This is a genomic window from Anabaena catenula FACHB-362, assembly GCF_014698735.1.
Lineage (GTDB): Bacteria > Cyanobacteriota > Cyanobacteriia > Cyanobacteriales > Nostocaceae > Anabaena > Anabaena variabilis_A.
Window position 1 is genome coordinate 36914 of the sequence record NZ_JACJTQ010000029.1, and the last position, 24696, is coordinate 61609.

A 24696-nucleotide genomic window follows, 5' to 3' on the forward strand; every position below is an offset into this window, starting at 1 on the left:
TCTTTGCGCCTTTGTATCTTTATACAAAACTTACTCCCTTACTTCACTTTTTAACCACTCTTCCAAATCTGCAAGAGTAGAAAAATCTAGCAAAGCCTCACCTAATGCTTCCACCTGTTCCACTGACAAAGCCTGGATTTGAGACAGAAGTCCATCGGGAATAGTACCTAATCGTCGGTTTAATTGTCGCAGGACAAGAGATCTCTCTCCTTTTACTATTCCTTCTTCCTTCGCGTCCCGAATAGCTCGTGGTTCTTCCAGATTCAGTCCTAACATTGCTGCAATCTCCTCTCGACTCAGGTTAGAAAACTTGTAGACGATAATCGTCGTTACTAAATCTATTATCGCTTGTTCCGATTGTTGCTGTGCAAGTTCAAGCAAAAACCGCGCTGATTCCACAGCCTCTTCTTCAGGAATCGTAGTCAGCAACATCAAACCTAAACCCAAAGGTTGTTGTCGCAAATCTCCCAACTCATCCAGATATACCCGTCGGACTTGACCATTTTCTAACAAACCCCTGTGAATCATTGAGTTTGAAGGTTCCATACTGCGAGAACCAAAAATTATCACCCCAAACCAGTCTTCATAACGAATAGAGTGACGATAGAGAAACAAAAACAACTCAGAAAAAAAGCGGTGATATAAGTCTTCATCCTTCTGAAACTGCACCTCAGCAAAAAATACTATTTTAGAGACTGCATTATCAGGTGGTAGAAACACACCATCAATGCGGAATGCTGTTTCTTTCACCTCCACGGATTCAAATTGGTAGTCCTTTGCTTCTGGTGGTGGCTCGTCTATCAATTCAAACAATAAACCCGGAAATTGCTTGAATAACTTATAAAATATAGTGTCGCGTCGCATTTTTATTACACCACTGCGAGATAATTACCAGATTGTAAAGGCTGGAGATACTATAGCGATCGCATCACCCCAAGTCCGCGATAAAATTTTCAAGCACCACAAACCCACTGTATAACCATGCAAATCGACTGGAAAACCGTTAAAACCTACGAAGACATCCTTTATCAAAAAGCCGACGGTATCGCCAAAATCACCATCAACCGTCCCCACAAACGTAATGCTTTCCGTCCTAAAACCGTATTTGAACTATACGAAGCCTTTTGGGATGCCCGTGAAGATACAAGTATTGGTGTAGTCCTATTTACGGGTGCTGGCCCCCACACAGACGGTAAATACGCCTTCTGTTCAGGTGGTGATCAAAGTGTACGCGGACAAGCAGGTTATGTAGATGACTCAGGAATTCCCCGCTTAAACGTTTTAGACTTACAGCGTCTTATTCGTTCCATGCCTAAAGTAGTCATTGCCCTAGTAGCTGGTTATGCTATTGGAGGGGGTCATGTTTTACATTTAATCTGTGACTTGACTATTGCTGCGGATAACGCCATTTTTGGACAAACAGGCCCCAAAGTTGGCAGTTTTGACGGTGGTTTTGGTGCAAGTTATCTAGCCAGAATCGTCGGACAAAAAAAAGCCAGAGAAATATGGTTCCTCTGTCGTCAATATAATGCCGAACAAGCCTTAGAAATGGGTTTAGTTAATACCGTCGTCCCTGTAGAACAACTAGAAACAGAAGGTATACAATGGGCGCAAGAAATTTTAGAAAAAAGCCCCATTGCTATTCGTTGTCTCAAATCAGCATTTAACGCTGACTGTGACGGACAAGCTGGTTTACAAGAACTTGCCGGTAACGCTACCCTTCTCTATTACATGACAGAAGAAGGAGCAGAGGGAAAACAAGCATTTTTAGAAAAACGTCCTCCGAATTTTCGGGATTTTCCTTGGTTGCCTTAAATATTGTTTAAAATCGCACCTTACTACAAGGTGCGACATTTGTTGATATTAACTTTGACAGAATGAAAATTTTAAAATCAAATATTATGTTAAGTGAACAAAAAATTTATTACAGTAATGATGGGTAATTAAATGAAGATTACATTGGCTGTCACCTCTTGTGTTGAACAAGTAGGTGCTACTTCTACGGGAGGAAGTGCAAGATTGTCTAAATCTGAATTTATAGTGTGAGAAGCCGATACAAGCGGTTGTGCTACCGGTAAACTCCAAGCATCTTCTAAAGTTTCCCAGGAAGGAGCAAAAGCAGGTAGAGCCAAAGGACACGCTTTCCAACTTGCTTGCACCGGTGCGCCTAACTGCTGACACATTCCACCGCGACGACCCTCTGGCTGGTAATGACGGCAATATCGACAGGCAGATGTTAAATGTTTAGTAGGTTTCATTTGGGTTCATCTTTAGTGTCATTTAGGGCTAACTTTCACACTTAATATTTTCCTTCTATTACAAAACGGGGATCAAAGCCGACAAGTGATTATTTTATCTGGGTTCCAGCCATTTTTGTAGGTAAATAAACTTTAGGATGTCTTTAGAATCTTGTTATATTTGTAAATGATTGTGGGAGTGTTCACATACAAAGGTTTAACTAAAACTGATTGGGGATCAAGCCTAAAACTCTAATTTTACATTTCGCTAGGATTTTCAACTCATCCTTGAGACAGACTAAAATCACTTTATATGACCTTAATTAGTCTGTATCCTTGAACAGGGATGGATATAGTAGCAGATAATTTTAGTCTGTTGAAAAAAAAACTGGATGAATTTGTTCTAAAACGTATTTGACGACTGCTTGGCAGCACAGGGAGAACAAACACCCCAGCGCTGGAGTTCACCTGGTGGCGTGGGACATTGACAATGAGGACAAAGGGGTAAACCAAGCGATCGCTCTTGCCTGACCCTAGCCCAATCATCAAAAGCAGCACTAGCATTGTTAACAGCGGGTTTAACCTCAAAATTACTGATTCTCGTCCCTAAATAACTGGGATGTTCTTGTGGTGTAACAATCTGTGGTTTTGGCGTGATCGGCGAGATCTTCCACTCAGCAGTAGAGAAGCGGATATCAATCAAAGGCGTAGATAGCTTTTGATTTAATTTCAAAAGTATGGTTTTGCGTCCAAAAGTCAAATTCTGCGCCCAAGCAGCACTAGCAGTTGCTACCCACAAAACATCACGTTGAATTGACAAAGGGCGAGTTTGGGCAGCAACCACAGTACCAACAACTTCTCCCCAACATTTGAGCAAAAGTTGAAACGGTTGCTGTTGCCATTTGGCTTCTTGTTCCAGAATGCCTAAAATACTATTAACTGATTTCAACGACATTGTTCAACAGAGCAAAAATTTAGCTTAATTCTCAAATCAACTAAAATTCATCCAGCAGTCTTCGTTTCAGGCACAGTGGCAATGAGTCAAAATCCCATCATCGATTCCGGCACTCAATCGTCTAAAACACCAGGCTTAAAGCCTGCACTAGCTTTATCACTGGCTAGTTTAGAAGTGCAGCTAGATCAAGAATTAACCAGATACCGACGCGCACGTAATGTATTGAGGCAGTCGAAACAGTTCAGTACAGAAACTTATAGTACTAACCAATCCTCACCGTTAAAGGGCATGACTGCCACAGTGGGAAACACTCAGCCATCTGTAGCCGAAGTCAACACTAGCGCAATTTCTTGGGAAAAACCAGCAGAGGAAGACACCCCAGAGCAAAATCATCTCCAGATGTCCTCCACTCCAGAGTCTATCAAACCACCAACTCCACCAGCGCCAAAATCCCTCAGCAGTAGTAGTCTAGTTCCCACCAAAATTCAGGCTGCTGAAAGCGAAAATATCCTACTCACAGAAGATCCTCCCCAACACCCAGATGACTATTTAGAATCCAGTGAAGCGCTGCTGCGGAGTCTGAAAGAAAAACCACCACAACCCAAAAAATCTAGTCCTGCCAGTGACAGTCTGCTGTCACCCTTGGGTATTGGTTCTATGTTGCTGCTATTATTAGCCAGCCTGATGTTAGGCTATGTAGTCCTGAATCCCAAAACTTGGCCATTGAATAAAGGTAAATTTACTAATAACAGTTCTTTACCATCTGCTCAAAACCCTCAAGAAATTAATAATGCCCAACCCGTAGCAGTTCCAGAAATCACCCCCATACCTAAATATCCCGATTTAGCTGCCCGTGAGTTTCCCAAGGTGAGAGATCCCAATGATGTTGTGGCTTTAAAACCTAAAGTTCAATTAACTCCGACAATAATACCTAAACCTATCACTATCCAACCATCCCTAAAACCAGTTCCGCCCCTCACTTCAGTTCCTCTTGTCACACCCATACCTGAGATTCAGAAACCAGAAACCTTACCAACGCCAAATGGAGAAATTAAACCGTCAGCCGATGGATTCTATTATGTAGTAATTGATAATAAAGGAGATGGTGCTTTAGCTAAGGCGCGGCAAGTTGTTTCTGATGCTTATTTATCTCCTAACCAAAAGTACATTTATCTAGCTGCATTGAAGACCAAAGATGAAGTAAAACTCAGGTTGCAGCAGCTACAGGCAAAAGGAATTCAAGCCCGCATACAGCAATGAGACAGGGGGCAGCAGCTGGCACAAAGTGAATGGAGCAAAGCCAAGATGGAAGTGATGAAGCGTATCCTGCGGGTGATTAGTGCTAATTTCAATAGTTTGGTAAGCAGTACAGAAGATCCGGAAAAAATTCTGGAACAAACCTTTCTGAAGATGCAGGAAAATTTGGTGCAATTACGGCAAGGTGTAGCAGGGGCGATCGCTACCCAAAAACGCACCGAACGCCAAGCCGCAGCCGCCCAATCCCAAGCCGAAGAATGGTATCGCCGCGCCCAACTAGCGCTACAACAGGGTAGTGAACATCTAGCACGGCAAGCTCTCACGAAACGCCAAGCTTACCAAGAAACTGCTACAGCCCTGTTTAAGCAAATAGAGCAGCAAAAAGATGTGGTAGGCAAGCTCAAACAAGATATGCGGACGATGGAGTTGAAAATTGTGGAGGTAAAAACCAAAAAAGATATGTACATTGCTCGCGCTCGTTCTGCTGAGGCATCGTATAAACTTCAGGAAATGCTCAAGGGAGTTTCTGCTACAACAAGTTTGAATGCATGGGAACGAATGGAAGAAAAAGTTATACAGATGGAAGCGCAATCTGAAGCAATTTCTCAACTCAGTAGTGACGATCTGGAAACAAGATTTGCTAAGTTGAAATCTATGAATAACATTGATGCTGAACTGGTAGTGATGAAAACTCAGATTTTAGGTGAGGTAAACCACACAGAAGCAGAAACCAGTCAGGTGCTGAAACACGAACAGGAGTTACCCAAAAGTCCAGAATTATAAATTTGAAAGTTAATGTGGCTGATTCATCGCATCATGATTCAGAATGGAGAGAGAATACCAAGCCAAACAGAAAAGATTAAATTGAAATAGGTAGCTATTAAACAGTAAAAAAGCTAATTGTCCAACAAAGCGCGTAAACCTCAAAAGGAAAAAAAGTTATGGGATTATTTGATCGCCTTAAACGAGTAGTTGGTGCTAATGTTAACGATTTGATCAGTAAAGCCGAAGATCCAGAAAAAATGCTGGAACAAGCCCTCCTGGAAATGCAGGAAGACTTGGTGCAGTTGCGTCAGGGCGTTGCTCAAACGATCGCAGCCCAAAAACGCACGGAGAAACAGTACAATGATGCCCTAAATGAAATCAATAAATGGCAACGCAACGCCCAACTAGCTCTCCAAAAAGGTGATGAAAATCTAGCACGCCAAGCTTTGGAGCGCAAAAAGACTTACACAGAAACTAGTACCGCGCTCAAAACCAGCCTTGATCAGCAAGTTACTCAAGTAGATACCCTCAAACGCAATTTAATCCAGTTAGAGAGCAAAATTTCGGAAGCTAAGACCAAGAAAGAAATGCTCAAGGCCCGGATTACAACCGCTAAAGCCCAAGAGCAACTCCAAGGCATGGTCAGTGGTATGAATACCAGCAGTGCTATGTCTGCCTTTGAGCGGATGGAAGAAAAGGTGTTGATCCAGGAAGCCCGCGCTCAGTCTATGGGAGAGTTGGCAAGTGCAGATTTAGAAACCCAATTTGCTCGTTTAGAATCTGGTAGTGATGTAGATGATGAATTGGCAGCGTTAAAAGCATCCTTAGCACCTGCCCCTGAGCCAAAATTACTAACCCCAGAACAACCAAGTACCGCATCCCCAGCACAACCCACAACTACAGCTAAACCTGCTGAACCTGTTGATCGTGATTTGGAAGCCCTTCGCAAGCAATTAGATCAACTGTAACCTTTGCAGAAACATCATTGGAGAGAATCCCACACCTCTTGGTTGTGGGATTTTACATTAGTATTTAGAGAACTCCAAAAAATAAATTATCCCATTTCACAGAATCAAAACAACTTTTCCTCTCCCTACAAGATCAGCCCCCTGCCTTAGCCCAACGACAAATATTTACGCCGACCTGACTTGAAAATAAGACCCCACCCCTAACCCCCGCTGTTTCGTGGAGAGGAATAAGAAGTTTTTTTTCATGTGTTCTGGTGTACGCAGTTCATGATGGCTACTTATTAGTTAGTAGGAAAAAACAATATAGACGCTGATTTCTAACAACTCAGGACTCGGAACTCAGCACTTTTTGGGATAGAGTATTCTGTGTGTCAACTTTGATCAATGCCGCCTAATGGAGACTGTCATGAGTAAGGGTGTAATCACTATCACTGATGCCGAATTTGAAACCGAAGTGTTGAAAGCCGAGCAGCCTGTATTAGTTTACTTTTGGGCTTCTTGGTGTGGTCCTTGTCAATTGATGTCACCAGTAATTAACGTAGCTGCTACTCAATACAGCGATCGCTTGAAAATCGTAAAAATGGAAATTGACCCTAATCCCTTAACTGTCAAACAGTTCCAGGTGGAAGGTGTCCCGGCTCTCAGACTAGTGAAAGGAGATCAACTATTAGAATCTATTGAGGGAGTGGTTAGTAAAGTAAAATTACTCAGTATTCTAGATCAGCATTTAAATAAAAACTAGTCGATGGTCAGGGGTCACTCGATTTAGGATTTACGTTAGCGAAGCGTACGCAGCGCAGCGAGTATTTTGGATTTTGGATTGACTCCACCAAACAAGTGTAGAGCTTGAAAATTTTGGATTTAGGATTTACGTTAGCGAAGCGTACGCAGCGCAGCGAGTATTTTGCCGTCCTGAAGGACGGGGAACCTATACCAAATTTTTTTTAATCTAAAATCTAAAATCTAAAATCTAAAATTCCTGGTCAGTAATCTTTAGGGAAGACAAAAAATTGACCGTCCCTTAGCAACTGACTAATGACCAATGACTAATGACCAATGACTAATGACCAATGACTAATAACTAAAATGCAATTTGCAAAGCGTTTACAACCTCTACAATCTAATGTATTTGCCGATATGGACAGGGCCAAGGCTGTGGCTGTGGCTGCTGGAAAAGAATTAATTGATTTGTCTTTGGGATCTTCGGATTTGCCAGCCCAGAATCATGTAATTGAAGCGATCGCTAAATCTCTCTATGATCCCAGTACTCACGGCTATTTGCTGTTTCGCGGTACGCAAGGATTTCGCCAAGCCGCAGCCCAATGGTATGAACAAAAATTTGGTGTCAAAGTAGATCCCGAAACTGAGGTTTTACCCCTAATTGGTTCTCAGGAAGGAACTGCTCATTTACCTTTAGCAATCCTCAATCCCGGCGATTTTGCTCTATTATTAGATCCTGGCTATCCTTCCCATATGGGCGGAGTTTATTTAGCTAGTGGGCAAATTTACCCAATGCCATTAAAGGCAGAAAATAATTTTTTACCCGTGTTGGCTGATATCCCCGCTTCAGTTTTGGCTCAGTCGCGGTTGATGGTGTTGAGTTATCCCCACAATCCTACCAGTGCGATCGCTCCTTTATCGTTCTTTCAAGAAGCTGTGGCTTTTTGTCAACAACATAATATTGTTCTTGTTCACGATTTCCCCTACGTCGATTTAGTTTTTGCTGAGAATGGGCAAAGTTCTTACCAATCACCAATTACCAATTACCAATTACCAATTACCAATTCCCCAGTTCCTTCAATTTTGCAAGCTGACCCAGAGAAAAGCGTCTCAATTGAATTTTTCACCCTGTCCAAGTCTTACAATATGGGTGGTTTCCGTATTGGTTATGCAATTGGTAATGCAGAACTAATTCAAGCTTTAAGGCAAGTAAAAGCTGCTGTTGACTTTAATCAGTATTTAGGAATATTAAACGGTGCGATCGCAGCACTGACAGGAAATCAAGATAGTGTCAAAGCTGCCGTTGATACATTCCGTCAACGTCGAGATGCTTTCATTAATGCCTTACACCGCATTGGTTGGAAAGTCCCCACACCCACAGCCACAATGTACATTTGGGCAAAATTACCTACACAATGGAGTAATAATTCAATTGAATTTTGTACAGAATTAGTTAAACAGACTGGTGTTGCTGCTTCCCCTGGTGCCGGCTTTGGTAAAGCTGGAGAAGGCTATGTTCGCTTTGCGTTGGTGCAGGAACCCAAAGTCTTAGAAACTGCTGTCGAGAGAATAGCTGAATTTCTTAATTCATAAGTACTTCAGCCTTAGTAGGGGCTAGGTTTCCCCACCCTCAATCAATTGTATTGCATCTGATATCATGTCCGCCTAACGGGACTTAGGCAAAAAAATATCATGATAAGTATTCAACCAGACATGATATGACCTAACCCAATTCCCAGTTCCAACGGCTGTCACGCAAGAGTAATTCCACGTGGTTGAGTCATTTAAGTAATTAGACGTAGAAGTTTTCAGCAATATTCTTCATCTTTTTATTGAAAAAATACAGTATCTTTATCGAATAAGCTGCCAAATATTCGTAAGATAGACTTGTGTGTTCAACTACTAAATCGAGAACAGCAGTGCTACTTTCTCGCAGCCCTATTAATAAAACACCAATATATCAATATATTAGGTTAACTCGGCTCAAACATAGACACAGTAATAAACACGACTCTAAAAAAATGAAGAACACTTTTGGGAAATTGTTAGTTGGTGCCTCAATGGCTATTGGTATGGGTGCTTTAGCAGCTAACCCAGCACAAGCAGGAACTCTTACTGGTGCTACTATCGGTGGAACAGCCGCAAGTGATTATTACGTCTACGGTGTTTCGGGTAACAATACAGTTAAGATCAACAACCCCACAACAACAGATTTAAAAAATGCCCTAACCGGCGATGCTACAAGCCCTACTGGTAACGTAGAGTTAAGAGCTACCAGCGAGCAAGTCGGTTTTGATTTCAGTAAGAATACGACATTATCAGGAAAAATCGGTGGTAAAGACATTATCCTCAGTAGCTTAACTGCATCTGATTGGAATAGTATCTACAAACCTGGAAAGACTTTTGGTCAATATTGGTTTGATTCAGCTTTAACAGCTAATGGCTTTGGCAGTTTAGTAGGAAGCACAATAGGAACAGGGTTTTTTAATGTTTTCGCCAATAATGGTGGTTTTCAACGCTTTAGTGATCCTAATATTTCCTATGTCAACCAAAATGATACCACTGGCCTAATTAGTATTGGTTTGGCAGGACATTTGAATGCAACACCTCTATTACTACCCTACTTTACTCAATACGTTAATAGTTTACCAAACTCTCCTTTGAAGGCGACTGCGAATAATTTAAAAAATCTGCTGGCAGTAACACCCACACAAGCCAGTGAAATCATTAAGTACACATATAACGGAGTAACTGACTACAAGTTCAGTTTTACAGCTACCAATTCTGGGCTAGTTTCCAACGATGGTACTAACTCCCACAATGGTAATTATGAAGTTACCATCGATGGTGTACCTCCAACAACAGTACCCGAACCTTCTGTAATGCTGGGTTTATTTGGTGTCGCTGGTATTGTAGCTGCACAACGTAAGCTAAAAAAAGTTTCTGTTTAACTCAATACCTTGTCCATTTTCTGCTTTGTTGGGTTAAGCGACAGCGCAACCCAACGGATTTGTTGGGTTTCATGCTTCAACCCAACCTACAAATCAAGGCTTTTTCCAATTTGGACAAGGTATTGTTAACTAAGACTGATTATTATAAGTCCAGCAAGTAGGGGTAAAGCGCATTGTGCTTTACCCCTACAAATTTTATGTATTCTAAACAACTCCTTGACGTTCTACATTGGGTTAGCCAATTTCCCAGAAAAATTTCTTAAAATAGAGTTGGGGTATATTTGTAAAATTACCTAATTCTAACCGTGACTTTATCTGCTCAAACACTACCACTAGTTAAAAATCCCGAAAGACTGGAAAACCGTCTTGGAGAAATTCCCCCAGAACCGGGGGTGTATATGATGCGAGATGGGAGCGATCGCATAATCTATATAGGTAAATCTCGTAAATTGCGATCGCGTGTCCGTTCCTATTTCCGTGACTCCACCAACAAGACGGAACGCATCAACACAATGGTGAAGTTGGTGACAGAGATTGAATTTATCGTCACGGACACCGAAGTAGAAGCTTTAGCACTAGAAGCAAACTTAATTAAACAGCATCAGCCATATTTTAACGTCCTACTCAAGGATGATAAAAAATATCCCTATCTCTGCATTACTTGGTCAGAAGAATATCCACGTATTTTCATTACCCGTAAACGTCAATTAGGTAAAGCCAAAGATAAATATTACGGGCCTTATACAGATTCTGGTTTATTACGGGAAGTTGTTCATTTGTGTAAACGCATTTTTCCCCTCAGACAAAGACCCCAACCTCTATTTAAAGACCGTCCTTGTTTAAATTATGATATTGGTCGCTGTCCTGGTGTTTGTCAAAAATTAGTTTCTCCCGAAGAATATGGAAAAATTGTCCAAAAAGTGGCGATGGTTTTTCAAGGAAGAACTCAGGAACTAATTGATATTTTGACAGCACAAATGGAAACTGCTGCGGAAGAATTGAATTTTGAAAATGCAGCGCGAATTCGTGATCAAATTACGGGTTTAAAATCCTTGAATGCACAGCAAAAAGTGTCTTTACCAGATGATACTGTATCGCGGGATGCGATTGCTTTAGCTACAGATGACCAACACGCCCATATTCAATTATTCCAAATTCGTGCAGGTCAGTTAGTAGGAAGATTAGCATTTATGGCTGATGCTCATCCTGAACCTGGAGCTATTTTACAACGAGTTTTAGAAGAACATTACCAAACTGCGGAAAGTGTAGAAATTCCTAGCGAAATTTTGGTACAACATGATTTACCAGATGGGGAAATTTTAGCGGATGTTTTGACTGAACGCAAAGGTAGAAAAGTGACGATTTTAGCTCCTTTGCGACAAACGAAGGCAGAATTAATAGAGATGGTGGAAAGAAACGCCCAATATGAATTACAGAGAAGCCAAAAATTGGGTGCAATTAATCAACAATCTCTAGAAGATTTAGCTGCTATTCTTGATTTACCAGATTTACCCCATCGCATCGAAGGTTATGATATTTCTCATATTCAAGGTTCTAATGCGGTAGCGTCTCAAGTTGTGTTTATTGATGGTTTACCTGCTAAACAATATTACCGTCATTACAAAATCAAAAATCCCGATATTACTATCGGACATTCAGATGATTTTGCCAGTTTAGCGGAAGTTATTAATAGGCGTTTTCGTAAATATACTGAAAATCCCCAATTATCACGGGTGGGGAATGCTGACTGGCCTGATTTAATTATGATTGATGGTGGTAAAGGTCAGTTGTCTGCGGTGGTTGGTATTTTGCAAGAAATGAATTTATTAGAAGATTTGCGGGTTGTGAGTTTAGCGAAAAAACGTGAAGAAATCTTTTTACCAGACTCATCGCTACCTTTAAAAACAGACGTAGAACAACCGGGAGTACAGTTATTGCGAAGGTTGCGAGATGAAGCACATAGGTTTGCTGTGAGTTTCCATCGTCAGCAAAGAAGTGATAAATTAAAGCGATCGCGTTTAGATGAAATTCCCGGTTTAGGAAATCATCGTCAAAAGTTGCTTTTAGCTCATTTTCGCTCTGTTGATTATATCCGTCAAGCGACACCGGCACAACTCGCTGAAGTTTCGGGAATTGGTTCACGGTTAGCACAAGATATTTATGATTATTTTCATCCCAGTTGAAAAAATTTAGGTAAGAATTCAGGAGTCAGGAGTCAGGAGACGCTACGCAGACCTATGGCTTACGCCACGCTGCGCTATCGGTTCAGAATGCTTATGAAATCATGAATAGAGACAAGTGATATTTTCTAAAAATCATCAGAACTTACTTGAAAAGCCTTTATTCTCCTGAATTAGAGTATTTTCTATCCTGAATCCTTACAAATTTAGTTTATCATCATATTTTTTACATATTTAGACCACACTCTTAATTTTTTAGGACTTACGCAAGATATGCTTGAAACCCCCATTTTCCGTAGGGGTAATTCATGAATTACCCCTACTTTCGTTGTGTTTTGCGTAAGTCCTGTTTTTTTAGAAAGTGAGACAACAAAATGTCGTTCATTTATCCGAAAATTGCTGTAACTCAACTAATTACTTCAACGCTTTCTCTACACAGTTACTATAGTCCCAAAAAAAGTAGCAAGCTTGAGGATCTGTCGTCTACCAAATATTAATTAAATATAAAAATACACATTTTGTAACTTGGGCTACAGTTTTTCCTATCTGGTAGCGCTTGAATACAAAAACAACTAATTTTTCCAAGAGCAAAAACAAGACTATCTCAAGGATAAAGTGATAGGGATCACTATAAAACTAAGAGAAAGTTACAATCAAGTAAATTTATATATCTGAAGTGTGATGACAAAAACTATAAAATTTATGATAGTAAATGTAAATATCAATTTTTTTCACTGTTAAAGTTTCTTAAAAAGAATTAGCCGATATTACGGCTGAAATATTGACCGACGAAAGATTCTTTTTTTTTCAAATTTTCTAAAGTTTTATTAAATCCAGGGGTTTTAAAATGCAAGTATCACAAAAAATTCACTGCCCAAATTGCGGCAGTGCAGCTGAACGTCACTACATTGCTGAGAGTCAAGTTACAAGAACACAATGCCCAAGCTGTGATTATTTGATGATCACCTGCACTCGCACTGGTAAAGTAATTGAGGCTTATGCCCCAGGCATTTACGCCAAAAGATAAGAAACTGGAAAGAATTAAGATATTACCTCCTACCTTTTTACTTCTTACTTCTGTCACCTGTCACCTGTCACCTGTCACCTCTTTCTTGTTCTCAATTGTCCACAAGCTGCATCAGCTTCTAAACCGCGAGAATAACGGACACTAACCGCAGTATTTTGTTGTTGGAGAACGTTCACAAAAGCTTGAATGCGATCGCGGTTTGGTCTTTTGTAATCTACTTCTTCAATGGGATTGTAGGGAATCAAGTTGACATGACTTTGAAAACCTCGCAGGCGTTTTGATAGTTCTAAAGCGTGTTCTGGTAAATCGTTCACCCCAGCTAAAAGGATGTATTCAAAGGTAACTCTGCGTCCAGTGATTTCTACATATTCTCGACATTCGTCCAGTAAATCTTCTATGGGGTAGGGTTTAGCGCTGGGGATGAGTTGTTCTCGTAATCCTTGGTTTGGTGCGTGGAGACTGACAGCGAGAGTAACTTGTAATTGGTGTTCAGCTAGTTGACGAATGCGATCGCGGATGCCTACAGTAGAAACAGTCAGCGATCGCGCACCTATGCCCACATCTTTATTAATAGATTTTAGTGCAGAGATGACATTTTCCGTATTCAGCAACGGTTCACCCATCCCCATAAACACCACATTACTTACCCGTTCCTGAAAATCTTCTTGTACAGTCAAAACTTGATCGACAATTTCTGCACAGCTAAGATTGCGCTTATAACCACCTTTACCAGTAGCGCAAAAATCACAAGCCATCGGACAACCGACTTGAGTAGAAACACAGACTGTTAAACGCTTTTCGCTGGGTATACCAACAGTTTCCACAATTTCCCCATCTGCAAGCTTGAGCAAATATTTTACCGTATCATCAGGGGCAACAGAACGGTAATGTAGAGTTGAGCGGCCAATGGGGATATCTGCAACTTGTGTGCGCCAATTTTTCGGGAAGACAGAAATATCAGCAAGCGATCGCACCCCCTGATTATAAATCCAATCATGCAATTGCTTTCCCCGATAAGCGGGCTGTCCCTGCTGCTGTACCCAAGCAGTTAACTCCGCTACCGAAGCACCGAGAAGGGGGGGAATAAGTTCAGATTTTTCGGAATTGGGTGAATCTACGGGAGATACAAACGGTGTAGCAGACATAAAAAATCACGGATTGATGCTGGATCTCTATCCTACACCTGCCATCTCAACTTGTCTTGGCTTTTTGACTCAAATTAATAGGAATTTCAATTAAGAATTCTGTTCCCTTTTCAGGTTCAGAGATGCACTCTATCTTACCACCATGCTTGTCTACCACAATTTGATAACTAATCGACAATCCTAAACCTGTACCTTCACCAACAGGTTTTGTCGTGAAAAAAGGATCAAATATACGTTGCTTAACGTCCAAACTCATTCCTATTGCATTATCTTTAATCGCAATTCTTACCCAATCCTTGTTAATGACTTGGGTATGAATAATAATTTGACTAGAATTACTTTTTTGTTTTTCTGATGATAAATTCTGCTCACGTTTATATAATGCATCAATAGCATTGCTAATAATATTCATAAACACCTGATTTAGTTGAGAAGGATAACAATTAACTAAAGGTAGTTCAGCATAATCCTTAATCACTATATTTTGTGAATATCCTAACTTATCCTTAAAACGAGGCTGTAAAAGCATTAATGTACTTTCAATACCCTCATGAATATCTACAGGCTTCATCTCAGATTCATCAAGTCGTGAAAAATTCCGTAAGCCAAGAACAATCTTGCGAATCCGTTCTGATCCTAACCTCATTGAATCTAGAATTTTTGGCAAGTCTTGAATCAGAAAATCAAAATCAATAGATACTTTATTTTCCTGAACAATATGAGGAGGATTGGGATATTCTTGTTGGTAGAGATTGAGTAAATTTATTAAAGCCTGAATATCATTACTCGCGTGTTCAATATTTGCATAAATAAAATTTACAGGATTATTAATTTCATGGGCAATACCTGCAACCATTTGCCCCAAACTTGACATTTTTTCTGTTTGAATAAGTTGGGATTGTGTCAATTTTAATTCACGTAACGTTTTTTCTAGAAAAAGATTTTTTTCATTTAATTCTTGGGTTCGGTAAGCCACATTTTCTTCTAATTTACTATATAATTGAGCATTTTCTAAGGAAATAGCTGCTTGAGAAGATAGAAGTTGTAAGATTTTTAATCTTTCCGGATTAAATGCACCTGTAATTAAATTATTTTCTAAATAAATAATTCCAGCAATTTTTCCATGACTAAGAATAGGACTACATAATATAGACTTGGGTTGATATTTTATAATATACGGGTCAGCAATAAAATCTTCTTCAGCATTAGCATTATTAATCAATAAAGATTCCCGCCTATTATAAACATAATTAATTATACTTAAAGGTATATTTTGACTATTGTTAATAGGGATAGATTGTAATCCAATTTCCTCATCATCGATAGATTGTGCTACCAGGATTAAATTTCCCGCTTGTTGCAAAATCAAAGCCGCTTTTTTTGCTCCTACATTTTCAATAATTACTTGCAAGAGCGTATACAATAGTTTATCTATCTGAATTTCTGAAGAAATAGCCAGAGATGCTTTAGTAACAGTTTCTAAGTCCAAAATAGCTGAAGCGCCTGTATTATTAGGCTCAGATATAATCTTGCTGACAAAAGCAGGTGCTTCACTTTGGTGAAGCATAATTTCTTTCTGCTTAAGGATGGGATCTAGTAATTGAGGATAGGATTTTTCTAAATCTTCAATTTTAGCTTTAGCACCCCAATTAACGTAACAGTAATAAGCATCTATTAAATATGCTTGAGCAATTTTTTCTTTATCCAAATTAATAAAAAATTGAGCAGCTAATTCATTCGCTAGTGCTTCTTCTTGAATGTATCCAGTTTCCTTAGCCCCTCTAACTGCTTGTTCATAGAGTTCTACAGCTTCCCAATTATTACCTAAAACTCTAGCTTTTTCAGCTTCCACTAAATCATATTTATGTTTGAAATTACAGGGAGAATAATTAGTCCAAAGTTGCATTTGGTTTTGATTCGCTAAAACTTGCTGTAAATATTGTTCTTGCTCATCAATAGTTTGGTAAGGATATTCAGCTAAAAGAGCCAAAGAATAGTAGAAATTATGTTCACAGACAAGAATTTGTCCATTTACAGCCGCTGTATATTGTTTGCCTAAAATGGCGCTATTAACAGCCTGGTTATTTTCTCTAAACAAATAAAATAGGATAGTTTTAGCTAGATAAAATGCAAATAGACAATTATAATTTTTAGTCTCAACAAATGATAAATATAATTCTTCATTGACAAAATCACCATTTAATTGGTATTGATCATTAGTGATTTCCATGATATTAAATATCATCTGCTTCCAAATCTTTTGATTACTAATACTCCATTGTTGTTTGAGATTAATCATTAAAGCAATATGCTGATCTATGGATTGGGATATATCTATTAAATTTTGACCTGCAAATACTAACTTAAAGACATGATTAGCAGAACAGTAACCGACATATTCAATTTCGCCCATTTCCAAACCGTAACGGACATTTTCTTGTAAAGGAAGCACCGATTCTCGAAAATTATGTTTCCAATATCTGATATTTGCATACCAAAAAAGTATGACTCTAAATTTGATATTGCTGGCATTAAATTTGTCTGATAAATTCAATGCCAGTTCACCGTAGCGATAGCCAGTCTCTATCTCTGAAAAAGCCCCGCACAGGAGGAAACCATAGACAACATATCCGTAAGCAGAAGTTGAAGAGTTGCCATATTTAACAGATAGATGTATCATAGTAAATATGATCGGTAGCAACAATTCTGGATTCACAAAATAAACCGCCGCACTAATACTCATTAATATCCGCATGGCTGCAAGTTTATCGGCAGCCGTCATGATTGGTAAATTGATTAAATCCTCAATGTTTACTATTTGCGGAGGGGCTTGTTCTAAACTAACTCCAAGTATATCCAGTAAATTTAGCCCTGTATCAATTGCTAATTGCATTTGTACTTGAGCCATATACATTTGTATTTGAACTTCATATACTTTTACTTGATCAAGTATATTAGTAGCATTTTGCTTGACTATTTCTACATAAGTGCCGGATTGTTCAAAGTTGACATTTAAATATTCTGCTTCTACAGCTTCTACGTAAAGATTTAATGTCAATTGATACTCAGTTTGCCAGCTATCTTTTGCTAACAGTCCTAAACCCACATTCAAATATCTAACAGCAGCATCATAAGCTGTAGCAGATTTTGCTTTACGAGCAGCAATTAAATTAAGTTTAGCTAATTCATATTTTTCTGAATCAGTGGTAATTAAATCAATCCCCAGATTTAGCTGATTAACTATCGTAAATATATTTTCTTCTAGTTCAACAGCATTTGTATTTTGTAAAATGAGTTGACCAATTTTTAGATGAGTTGCTTGTTTATCCATTTCGGGAATGAGATAATAAGCAGCTTGTTGAACTGTGTCATGGAGAAATTTGTATTTAACTATAATTTCTTCAGAGTTATTAATTTCTACATCTGCGGTAGATACATAAACATTATCTGTAAAAAACTTATAAACTTGATTTTGTGGTAAGATTAGTCCTTCTTGTAACGCTTGCCACAAGTCAGCAGCCGTTTCTGTATCGGATTTTTTACAAACTATAGATAAAGTATGTAAATCAAATTGGTTGCCAATACAAGCCGCTATTTTTAATATATCCTGAGCATTATTTGATAATTTTTGTAACTGTAGGGCTAAAAATTGCAGTACATCATCATTTTGATGTAAAGCCTTAGCTTCATTAATATCACATTGCCAATAACCAAGATGACAATTAAAACTAATTAACCCATCTTCATAAAGAGATTTTAGTAATTGATAGCTAAAAAATGGATTACCTTGGGTTTTTGTTAAAAGTAATTCAGTTAAAGGTGTGGCTTCTGCCTTTGAGCAACCTAGAGTATCTGTAATCAGCAGATTAAGGTGAGATTCATCTAAAGGTTTGAGAGTGATTTGATTGACTATGGCTTGAGTTTGACGAATCTCATCTAATGTCAGAATGAAAGGATGTCCAGGATTAACTTCATTATCTCGATATGCGCCAATTAACAACAAATATTGTACATCTGGTTCATTTATTAATGATTGTATTAACTTCAAAGAAGCAGCATCTGCCCATTGTAAATCATCCAAGAAAATTACCAATGGATGTTCTTTCCTAGCAAATACTTGAATAAATTTACCAAATAGCAAATTGAAACGATTTTGAGAAGCAGTACCGATAAGTTCGGGAACATTAGGTTGTTTGCCAATGATGTTTTCTAATTCAGGAATAACATCAATTATTACTTTTCCTTGTTCTCCCAAGGCTAATAAAATCTTATCTTTCCATTCTTGCAAATTACCTGTACTTTCAGTTAACAGTTGATTTAATAAACTATCTAATGATTGTAATAAGGCAGAAAAAGGAATATTACGCTGAAATTGGTCATATTTGCCAGAAATGAAATAACCTTGTTTACGGATAATAGGTTTATGAACTTCATTAATAACAGCCGTTTTACCAATTCCAGAAAAGCCTGCAACTAACATTAATTCTTTAGTGCCATGACTGACTCTTTCAAAGGCATTTAACAAGTTTGTAATTTCCTTGTCTCTACCATAAATTTTCTCAGAAATCAGAAAGCGTTCTGATGTATCACCTGCGCCTAATTTAAAATTAAAAATTTCTCCATGATTTAATAACATTTGTTGACAAATTTCTAAATCATGTCTAATTCCTTTCGCTGTTTGATATCTATCTTCGGGCATTTTTGCCATTAACTTAGTAATGATATCTGCAACAATTTCAGGAATGTGATCATTAATTTCTCTCGGACTATTAGGTTCTTTAGCAAGATGACAATGCAACAATTCTAAAGGATTAGTAGTATCAAAAGGTAATTTTGCTGTGAGTAGTTGATAAAAAGTAACGCCGAGAGAGTAAAAGTCGGTACGGTAGTCTATCGCTCGATTCATTCTTCCTGTTTGTTCAGGTGACATATAAGCAAATGTCCCTTCCAATACATTCGGGCTTTTTATTTCGGTGTTTTCTTTAGGCAATAGACAAGAAATACTAAAATCTATCAGCTTAATTTGCTTATTCTCTGGATTGATAATAATATTTTTAGGCTTGATATCTTTATGAATAATATTTTGTTGATAAAGAAACTCTAATGCTTTAATGATGGGAATAGCAATAGTAAAAAAAATATCGAGGCTCAATGGTTGAGAATTAGCATACTGATTCAGGGATATTCCACCAATATCTTCTAGAATTAGCGCATAACTATTACCATATGGTTCTAGACCATAACATTTAATAATATGGGGATTGTCTATTTTTTGGGCAATGGCAAATTGATTTTTTAACGAAATCAACTCGCGCAATTGCGGATATTGTGCATTCAATGTTTTGATAACTACAGGAGTCTGTGTCTTCTCTTGCTCACCACGATAAACAGTAGTTCTAGAACTAACATGAATGACTTCCGTAATTCGATAACCAGGAATGGTGATAGCAGAAATATGGCTTTTGCTCATAAAGCTGGGGACAAATCAATACGCAATACAAAATCCTGGAAAGAAATCAATTCAAAATTTTAGAAAAATACTGGTAATTTAATTAGTGGGTAAGAGTTTTGAGCAATTACCCATTACCAGTCTCAACCAGATAGCAGCTTGGATGATCATGAAAATATTACCCAAAGGTTGTACTGTTCCAACCCCACATTGCACCTTTGGCATCTGCAAACTCTATGTAAATTCGATTTTTTGGTATACCCAAAATTTGGTTAATTTGCTGGCAAAAATCCTGGCTCATAGCTGCGGTTTGCTCAGGCTTCATTGTGCCAACACTTTTAATTTCAATATAGCAAACTGGGTCAGTAGTTCCGCCAAAAGTCATAGGGATGGCTGGCTCAAAAGCCGTCATCACATAAGATTCTGGTTTGCCTGTGTGTTGAGCTAATTTGGCTGATAGACTTTTGAGCATTGATTGAATTACAGTTGCTTCTGGAGCAGCTACAGAAGTTTGGACTTTAATTAATGGCATAATAGGCAATTGAAAATTCAAAATTAAACATTAAAAATCTAAAATTGCTAACCCAAATGGTAGCAATCATGCTATTAATTTTACCTTCCTATTTCTTATTTAGTGATGAGATGATCGAAATAAATGATTATGTTCAGGGTGGTATAAACGAGAGCGACCAGTTGCTGCTAAGAGCGCAGGACTAATTATATAAAGTGTAGTCCGTAGTAATTGTTCTTCATGAGTACAACTAGCCATTTCCTGAAGTGGGACAACTCGGATTTTTTCATCAGGCCACCCGACACGAAAGCAAATCGCTACTTGAGTTTGTGCTGGGTAATGTTCTAGTAGTTTAGCTTGAGCATCGACAACATGACGCGCACTCAGATACAAACAGAGACTAGCTTGATGTGCTGCTAGGCTGGCTAATTCTTCTGTAGCGGGAACCTCTGTGCGTCCACTAATGCGAGTCAGGATGATAGTTTGTACTAACCCAGGGATAGTTAACTCGATTTTCAATTTAGCAGCTGCGGCTTGAAAGGCACTGATGCCAGGGATGACTTCAAAAGGAATATTAGCTGCTGCTAAAAGCTGCATTTGTTCGTGGATAGCACTGTAGAGACTAGGATCTCCCGAATGAAGACGAACCACAGATTTATGCGATCGCACTGCCTCAATCATAATCGGCAAAATCTCTTCTAAAGTCTTATTCGCCGTCTGAATTATCTCGGCATCTTGACGACAAATATCTAAAATTTGTGTTGGTACTAAGGAATCAGCAAATAAAATCACATCCGCTATAGCCAGCAGTTTGTGAGCCTTAACCGTTAATAAATCAGGATCTCCGGGTCCTGCACCCACAATATAGACGGCTGATTCTAGGCAATCTAACTTAGTTTTATCACTCAACTTACTCATACAGCAGGGAATAGGGAATAGGGAATAGGGAATAGAGAACTCTTAACTCTCTTTGAAAGTCTCTTAGCATAAGGCTTTGTTCTAAAATTTCGTACCTCCTGCAACCTGAAATCTGCTGTATATCCATTAGATATACAACTACACAGTAATTCCGCAAAAAAATTCTTTTGGCATTTCTTCAGCACCTTTCCGGATTACCCCCTTTGGCGTTGTAGAAAGAAATGGTAGATGCACCCTGGTTAAGCCCTAGAGAAAACTCTGGGGCATTTTTTATTTTTGGGGATAGGGAGCGATCTTACAGAGAGGAAAAATCGTTTTGATTGCAGAGCTTGGATAATTTATTTTTTTGAGTTCCCTCAGCTGATCATCATTGACAGTGTATCACTGTGTTTCATTCCGTGTCTGAGCGTCTTGGTAACATTGCGAATTATACAACTTAAAGCCACATTAGCTAATCACGTCCCCATCTTCCCGCATCCGAGCGTCACAAGTAATTCGTAATTGATAATAGTGCTTACAGTCGGCATTATTACGAATTACGAATTATTCGGTCAGCCTTAATAATCAGTATTTAACCAGACACAATATCACTCTTCGAGGGGGGAACTACATCAGGTAAAGGACGTTTCAGCAAATAAAGCCAAGCTAAACCAGTTAATCCGAAAATAATTCCGCTTAAACTGACTATTTGTGCAATCCGCAGTGGACCTAGCATCAAGCTATCTGTGCGTAAGCCTTCAATCCAAAAGCGTCCTAAGCTGTAGGCTACCCAGTAAACTAGAAACAGCGTCCCTAGCTTCAGCCGTGGCTTATGAGATAAAGCGCGAAAAAATAAAGTCAATAGCAGGGTAAACACCATTAAATCCCACAGAGATTCATAGAGAAAGGTGGGATGGAAATATTCAAAACTAGCCAAGCTTGGGGGACGACGCTCTGGGGGAATATACAATTTCCAAGGTAAACTTGTCGGTCCGCCAAAAGCTTCAGAGTTGAAAAAATTTCCCCAACGTCCGATCGCTTGCCCTAAAATCAGCGAAGGCGCTACCAAATCCGTTAATTGCCAGAAAGATATGTTTTTAAGTTTGGCAAAAATTAACGCCGCCGTCACACCACCGATAATTGCACCATGAATGGCAATACCTCCTTGCCAAATGGCAATTATTCGCTCTGGGTGTTGGGAGTATTCTGACCATTGAAATAAAACATAATATATCCTGGCTGCTGGAATAGCGCCAATTACCAGCCAAATTGACAAATCACTCAGCAACTCTGGATTAACGTGACGACGCTTGGCCAAGTACTGGGAAAGACTCACACCAATTAACACGGCTGAGGCAATCAACAAGCCATACCAGCGGATAACTATGGGCCCTATTTCTACCAGAATTGGTCCTGGAGAAGTAAATTGAAACGCTAAGGGCAAAGTGGAAAAATCCAGTTCCATACAAAATTACCTAAAAGATTTGATTACGGGAGGATTTTAAAATTCTTAGGCGCTACCCACCCTAAAAATCATAAGCTGTCGTGATTTGAATTTGTACATTTTGGGGAGATGGGGACAAATCAATTCAAAATTCAAAAGCACTCCTACCGGGGAGCATCCTGCTTCTTCCCTTCTGCCGTAAATGTGAGATTTAAGTAAGTTAAATTAGATTATGTCGATATAATCACCTAAAGTACATTGATGCATCTACGATTGTGATTGCGATTTATCCTGGTAGTTTTGACCCCATCACCTTGGGACACCTTGACATAATTCGGCGCAGTAGTCGGCTGTTTGAGCAGGTGATAGTCGCCGTATTGGGAAATCCTAACAAAATGCCACTGTTTACAGTGCAGCAAAGGCTAGAACAGATTCGTCTAACTACAAAACATTTAGCAAATGTGGAAGTAGATAGCTTTAATGGTTTGACTGTCAACTATGCCAGCGTGCGACAAGCACAAGTTTTAATCAGGGGTTTAAGAGCAGTTTCTGACTTTGAGATCGAGCTACAAATGGCCCACACCAATAAAACACTTTCTACTCAGATAGAGACAGTTTTTCTGGCTACCTCCAATGAGTATAGTTTTTTAAGTAGTAGTGTGGTAAAAGAGATTGCAAAGTTTGGTGGCTCTGTTGATCATCTTGTTCCCCCACACATTGCCCTGGATATATACCAATGCTACAACCAAAACTCTCCAGCCCTGAGTCCAATCACAACGGAAACAATCCTCTCCCCCAAGAGCATCCCAATGGACAGCCAGGGGTAGATATTCAGCAGGAACTAAACCGTCTAGAGGATATGGTTCTCTCTAGTTTACGAATTCCGCTGACGGGACGTACCCTCATAGATGAAGAAAAACTACTAGAACAGCTGGATTTTGTCCGTCTTTCCTTACCATCGGTGTTTCAAGAATCAGCAGAGCTACTCCAACAAAAGGAGGAAATCATGCTGGAAGCTGAGGAATATGGACAGCAGATTGTGGAAGCAGCGCAAGCTAAAAGAGCGCAAATTTTGGCTGAAAGCGATATTATCAGACAGGCCGAACGGGAAGCTGAACAACTGCGGCGAAAAGTGCAGCAAGAGTGTGACGCAATGATGCAAGACACGGAGGCGGAAATTGAGCGCAAGCGGCGTGCTTGTATGCAAGAATTGGAAGAAATGCGTCAAAGTGCGATCGCACAAGCTCAAGAAATTGAAGATGGTGCTGATCAATATGCCGATAATGTCCTGGAAAATATCGAACAGGATCTTCAAGAAATGTTGCGAATTATTACTAATGGCCGTTTACAACTGCGAGGAGATATTCCCAAGCAGCGTAATTCACCCAATCCTAAAAAGAGATAATCATTCGTAATTCATAATTGTGGCGAAGTTGAAAATCATATTGATGCCTTACCTTTCTTGGTATTGCATCCAATTTGTATTACATTTATGATGATATATTATAAACATTAAAATGTCAGAATCAGGATACCCAGGATTAAAGGATTGACAGGATAAAAGTCATATCTTCCTTATCAATTAACGAAAAGATTCTCAATCTTTAGTCCAGTAATTCCTTTAAAATCACCGATATTTCTTGTTACTAAAAATGCGTCTTGATTTATTGCTGTAGCGGCGATAATTGCATCAGGAAGCTTAATTTTATATTGTCGTTTGATTTGGATTGTCTGATTTTCAATTTCTCGCAATAATGGAACTGTGTTAAACTGAGATAGTACATCTTCAATAGATTGTTCCTCTTCTTTTGATAAGCCGGCAAAACTCAGTAATTCAATGCGGATAATCGGTGAAACTAGAATTTCGTGCAAATTCAAAAACTCTTCTGTAAACCATGAATTAACTGTTATATCATCGGCTAGATAGTAAATAAAAATATTGGTATCATAAAAATATTTCATTCTTCCCATTCCTGACGCAGAGTATCTAAATGAGCTAAAATTGCTGCTTTTTTATGCTTTAAAATTCCTTTTGCTTGAATAACTTTTTCATAGTCTTTTTTCCAATGTGATAGCATTGATTCTGGTACATCTACTGTAATTGAATCTTCATCTTGAGATACAAGATAATGTCTTGGTATTTTGATTAATGGCATAGTTTTATGCTCCTGTTTCTCTCAATTCAGATTG

The 24696-nt window shown here is 38.9% G+C and carries 22 protein-coding genes; 12 read left to right on the top strand and 10 right to left on the bottom strand.

What is annotated here, in order from left to right; genetic code table 11:
- Window positions 1–30: 30 nt before the first annotated feature.
- Entirely contained in the window at window positions 31–864 is an 834-nt protein-coding gene (locus H6G68_RS17820; RefSeq protein WP_190907846.1) for a DUF2887 domain-containing protein, read from the bottom strand.
- Between H6G68_RS17820 and H6G68_RS27665 the strand changes: the two genes are divergently transcribed.
- Together H6G68_RS27665 and menB are read left to right on the top strand one after the other, a co-directional pair.
- Window positions 851–979, top strand: a complete 129-nt coding sequence (locus tag H6G68_RS27665; RefSeq protein WP_277925540.1) for a hypothetical protein — start codon at window positions 851–853, stop codon at window positions 977–979. The two genes, H6G68_RS17820 and H6G68_RS27665, sit on opposite strands and share 14 nt — an antisense overlap.
- Window positions 980–981: 2 nt before the next feature.
- On the top strand, window positions 982–1815 hold the full coding sequence (menB, locus tag H6G68_RS17825; protein ID WP_190907847.1) for a 1,4-dihydroxy-2-naphthoyl-CoA synthase: 834 nt from the start codon (window positions 982–984) through the stop codon (window positions 1813–1815).
- A gap of 128 nt (window positions 1816–1943) precedes the next feature.
- On the opposite strand, the gene H6G68_RS17830 is transcribed toward menB, so the two are convergent.
- Together H6G68_RS17830 and H6G68_RS17835 are read right to left on the bottom strand one after the other, a co-directional pair.
- Complete coding sequence (locus H6G68_RS17830) at window positions 1944–2258, bottom strand: hypothetical protein (protein ID WP_190907848.1); 315 nt, start codon at window positions 2256–2258, stop codon at window positions 1944–1946.
- Window positions 2259–2640: 382 nt separating this feature from the next.
- Window positions 2641–3192, bottom strand: a complete 552-nt coding sequence (locus H6G68_RS17835; protein WP_190907849.1) for a DciA family protein — start codon at window positions 3190–3192, stop codon at window positions 2641–2643.
- An 81-nt stretch (window positions 3193–3273) separates the two neighbouring features.
- Between H6G68_RS17835 and H6G68_RS17840 the strand changes: the two genes are divergently transcribed.
- The 8 genes from H6G68_RS17840 (at window position 3274) to H6G68_RS17875 (ending at window position 13060) form a co-directional block, all read left to right on the top strand.
- The gene (locus tag H6G68_RS17840; protein WP_190907850.1) at window positions 3274–4452 is read left to right on the top strand and encodes a hypothetical protein; all 1179 of its coding nucleotides are present in this window, start codon (window positions 3274–3276) and stop codon (window positions 4450–4452) included.
- A gap of 45 nt (window positions 4453–4497) precedes the next feature.
- Complete coding sequence (locus H6G68_RS17845) at window positions 4498–5232, top strand: PspA/IM30 family protein (RefSeq protein ID WP_190907851.1); 735 nt, start codon at window positions 4498–4500, stop codon at window positions 5230–5232.
- Between the two features lie 158 nt (window positions 5233–5390).
- Window positions 5391–6182, top strand: a complete 792-nt coding sequence (locus H6G68_RS17850; protein ID WP_190907852.1) for a PspA/IM30 family protein — start codon at window positions 5391–5393, stop codon at window positions 6180–6182.
- Window positions 6183–6588: 406 nt separating this feature from the next.
- On the top strand, window positions 6589–6924 hold the full coding sequence (locus tag H6G68_RS17855; RefSeq protein ID WP_190907853.1) for a thioredoxin family protein: 336 nt from the start codon (window positions 6589–6591) through the stop codon (window positions 6922–6924).
- A gap of 335 nt (window positions 6925–7259) precedes the next feature.
- Window positions 7260–8495: an LL-diaminopimelate aminotransferase gene (locus H6G68_RS17860; protein ID WP_190907879.1), complete on the top strand. Its 1236-nt coding sequence runs from the start codon at window positions 7260–7262 to the stop codon at window positions 8493–8495.
- 428 nt (window positions 8496–8923) lie between these two features.
- Window positions 8924–9853 (top strand): NF038130 family PEP-CTERM protein, encoded by a 930-nt coding sequence (locus tag H6G68_RS17865; protein WP_190907854.1) that lies wholly within the window; start codon window positions 8924–8926, stop codon window positions 9851–9853.
- Window positions 9854–10158: 305 nt separating this feature from the next.
- On the top strand, window positions 10159–12036 hold the full coding sequence (gene uvrC / locus H6G68_RS17870) for an excinuclease ABC subunit UvrC (RefSeq protein WP_190907855.1): 1878 nt from the start codon (window positions 10159–10161) through the stop codon (window positions 12034–12036).
- 844 nt (window positions 12037–12880) lie between these two features.
- Window positions 12881–13060 (top strand): replication restart DNA helicase PriA, encoded by a 180-nt coding sequence (locus H6G68_RS17875; protein WP_127053603.1) that lies wholly within the window; start codon window positions 12881–12883, stop codon window positions 13058–13060.
- A gap of 74 nt (window positions 13061–13134) precedes the next feature.
- On the opposite strand, the gene rlmN is transcribed toward H6G68_RS17875, so the two are convergent.
- The 5 genes from rlmN to lgt all read right to left on the bottom strand — a co-directional run bounded on the left by rlmN (window position 13135) and on the right by lgt (window position 22527).
- Entirely contained in the window at window positions 13135–14205 is a 1071-nt protein-coding gene (gene rlmN / locus H6G68_RS17880) for a dual-specificity RNA methyltransferase RlmN (RefSeq protein ID WP_190907856.1), read from the bottom strand.
- Window positions 14206–14251: 46 nt separating this feature from the next.
- On the bottom strand, window positions 14252–19675 hold the full coding sequence (locus tag H6G68_RS17885) for a trifunctional serine/threonine-protein kinase/ATP-binding protein/sensor histidine kinase (RefSeq protein ID WP_190907857.1): 5424 nt from the start codon (window positions 19673–19675) through the stop codon (window positions 14252–14254).
- A gap of 157 nt (window positions 19676–19832) precedes the next feature.
- Window positions 19833–20186: a phenylpyruvate tautomerase MIF-related protein gene (locus tag H6G68_RS17890; RefSeq protein ID WP_190907858.1), complete on the bottom strand. Its 354-nt coding sequence runs from the start codon at window positions 20184–20186 to the stop codon at window positions 19833–19835.
- A 99-nt stretch (window positions 20187–20285) separates the two neighbouring features.
- Window positions 20286–21083, bottom strand: a complete 798-nt coding sequence (gene cobM / locus H6G68_RS17895; RefSeq protein WP_190907859.1) for a precorrin-4 C(11)-methyltransferase — start codon at window positions 21081–21083, stop codon at window positions 20286–20288.
- A gap of 571 nt (window positions 21084–21654) precedes the next feature.
- A complete protein-coding gene (gene lgt, locus H6G68_RS17900; protein ID WP_190907860.1) occupies window positions 21655–22527 on the bottom strand; it encodes a prolipoprotein diacylglyceryl transferase in 873 nt (290 codons plus the stop codon).
- A gap of 254 nt (window positions 22528–22781) precedes the next feature.
- On the opposite strand from lgt, the gene coaD reads away from it, so the two are divergent.
- Both coaD and H6G68_RS17910 read left to right on the top strand, forming a co-directional pair.
- The gene (gene coaD / locus H6G68_RS17905) at window positions 22782–23333 is read left to right on the top strand and encodes a pantetheine-phosphate adenylyltransferase (RefSeq protein WP_190907861.1); all 552 of its coding nucleotides are present in this window, start codon (window positions 22782–22784) and stop codon (window positions 23331–23333) included.
- The gene (locus H6G68_RS17910; RefSeq protein ID WP_190907862.1) at window positions 23243–23911 is read left to right on the top strand and encodes an ATP synthase subunit B family protein; all 669 of its coding nucleotides are present in this window, start codon (window positions 23243–23245) and stop codon (window positions 23909–23911) included. The genes coaD and H6G68_RS17910 overlap by 91 nt, the downstream gene beginning before the upstream one ends.
- Before the next feature lie 173 nt (window positions 23912–24084).
- On the opposite strand, the gene H6G68_RS17915 is transcribed toward H6G68_RS17910, so the two are convergent.
- Both H6G68_RS17915 and H6G68_RS17920 read right to left on the bottom strand, forming a co-directional pair.
- Window positions 24085–24468: a type II toxin-antitoxin system VapC family toxin gene (locus H6G68_RS17915; protein WP_190907863.1), complete on the bottom strand. Its 384-nt coding sequence runs from the start codon at window positions 24466–24468 to the stop codon at window positions 24085–24087.
- Window positions 24465–24662: a hypothetical protein gene (locus tag H6G68_RS17920; RefSeq protein ID WP_190907864.1), complete on the bottom strand. Its 198-nt coding sequence runs from the start codon at window positions 24660–24662 to the stop codon at window positions 24465–24467. The genes H6G68_RS17915 and H6G68_RS17920 overlap by 4 nt, the downstream gene beginning before the upstream one ends.
- Window positions 24663–24696: the final 34 nt, after the last annotated feature.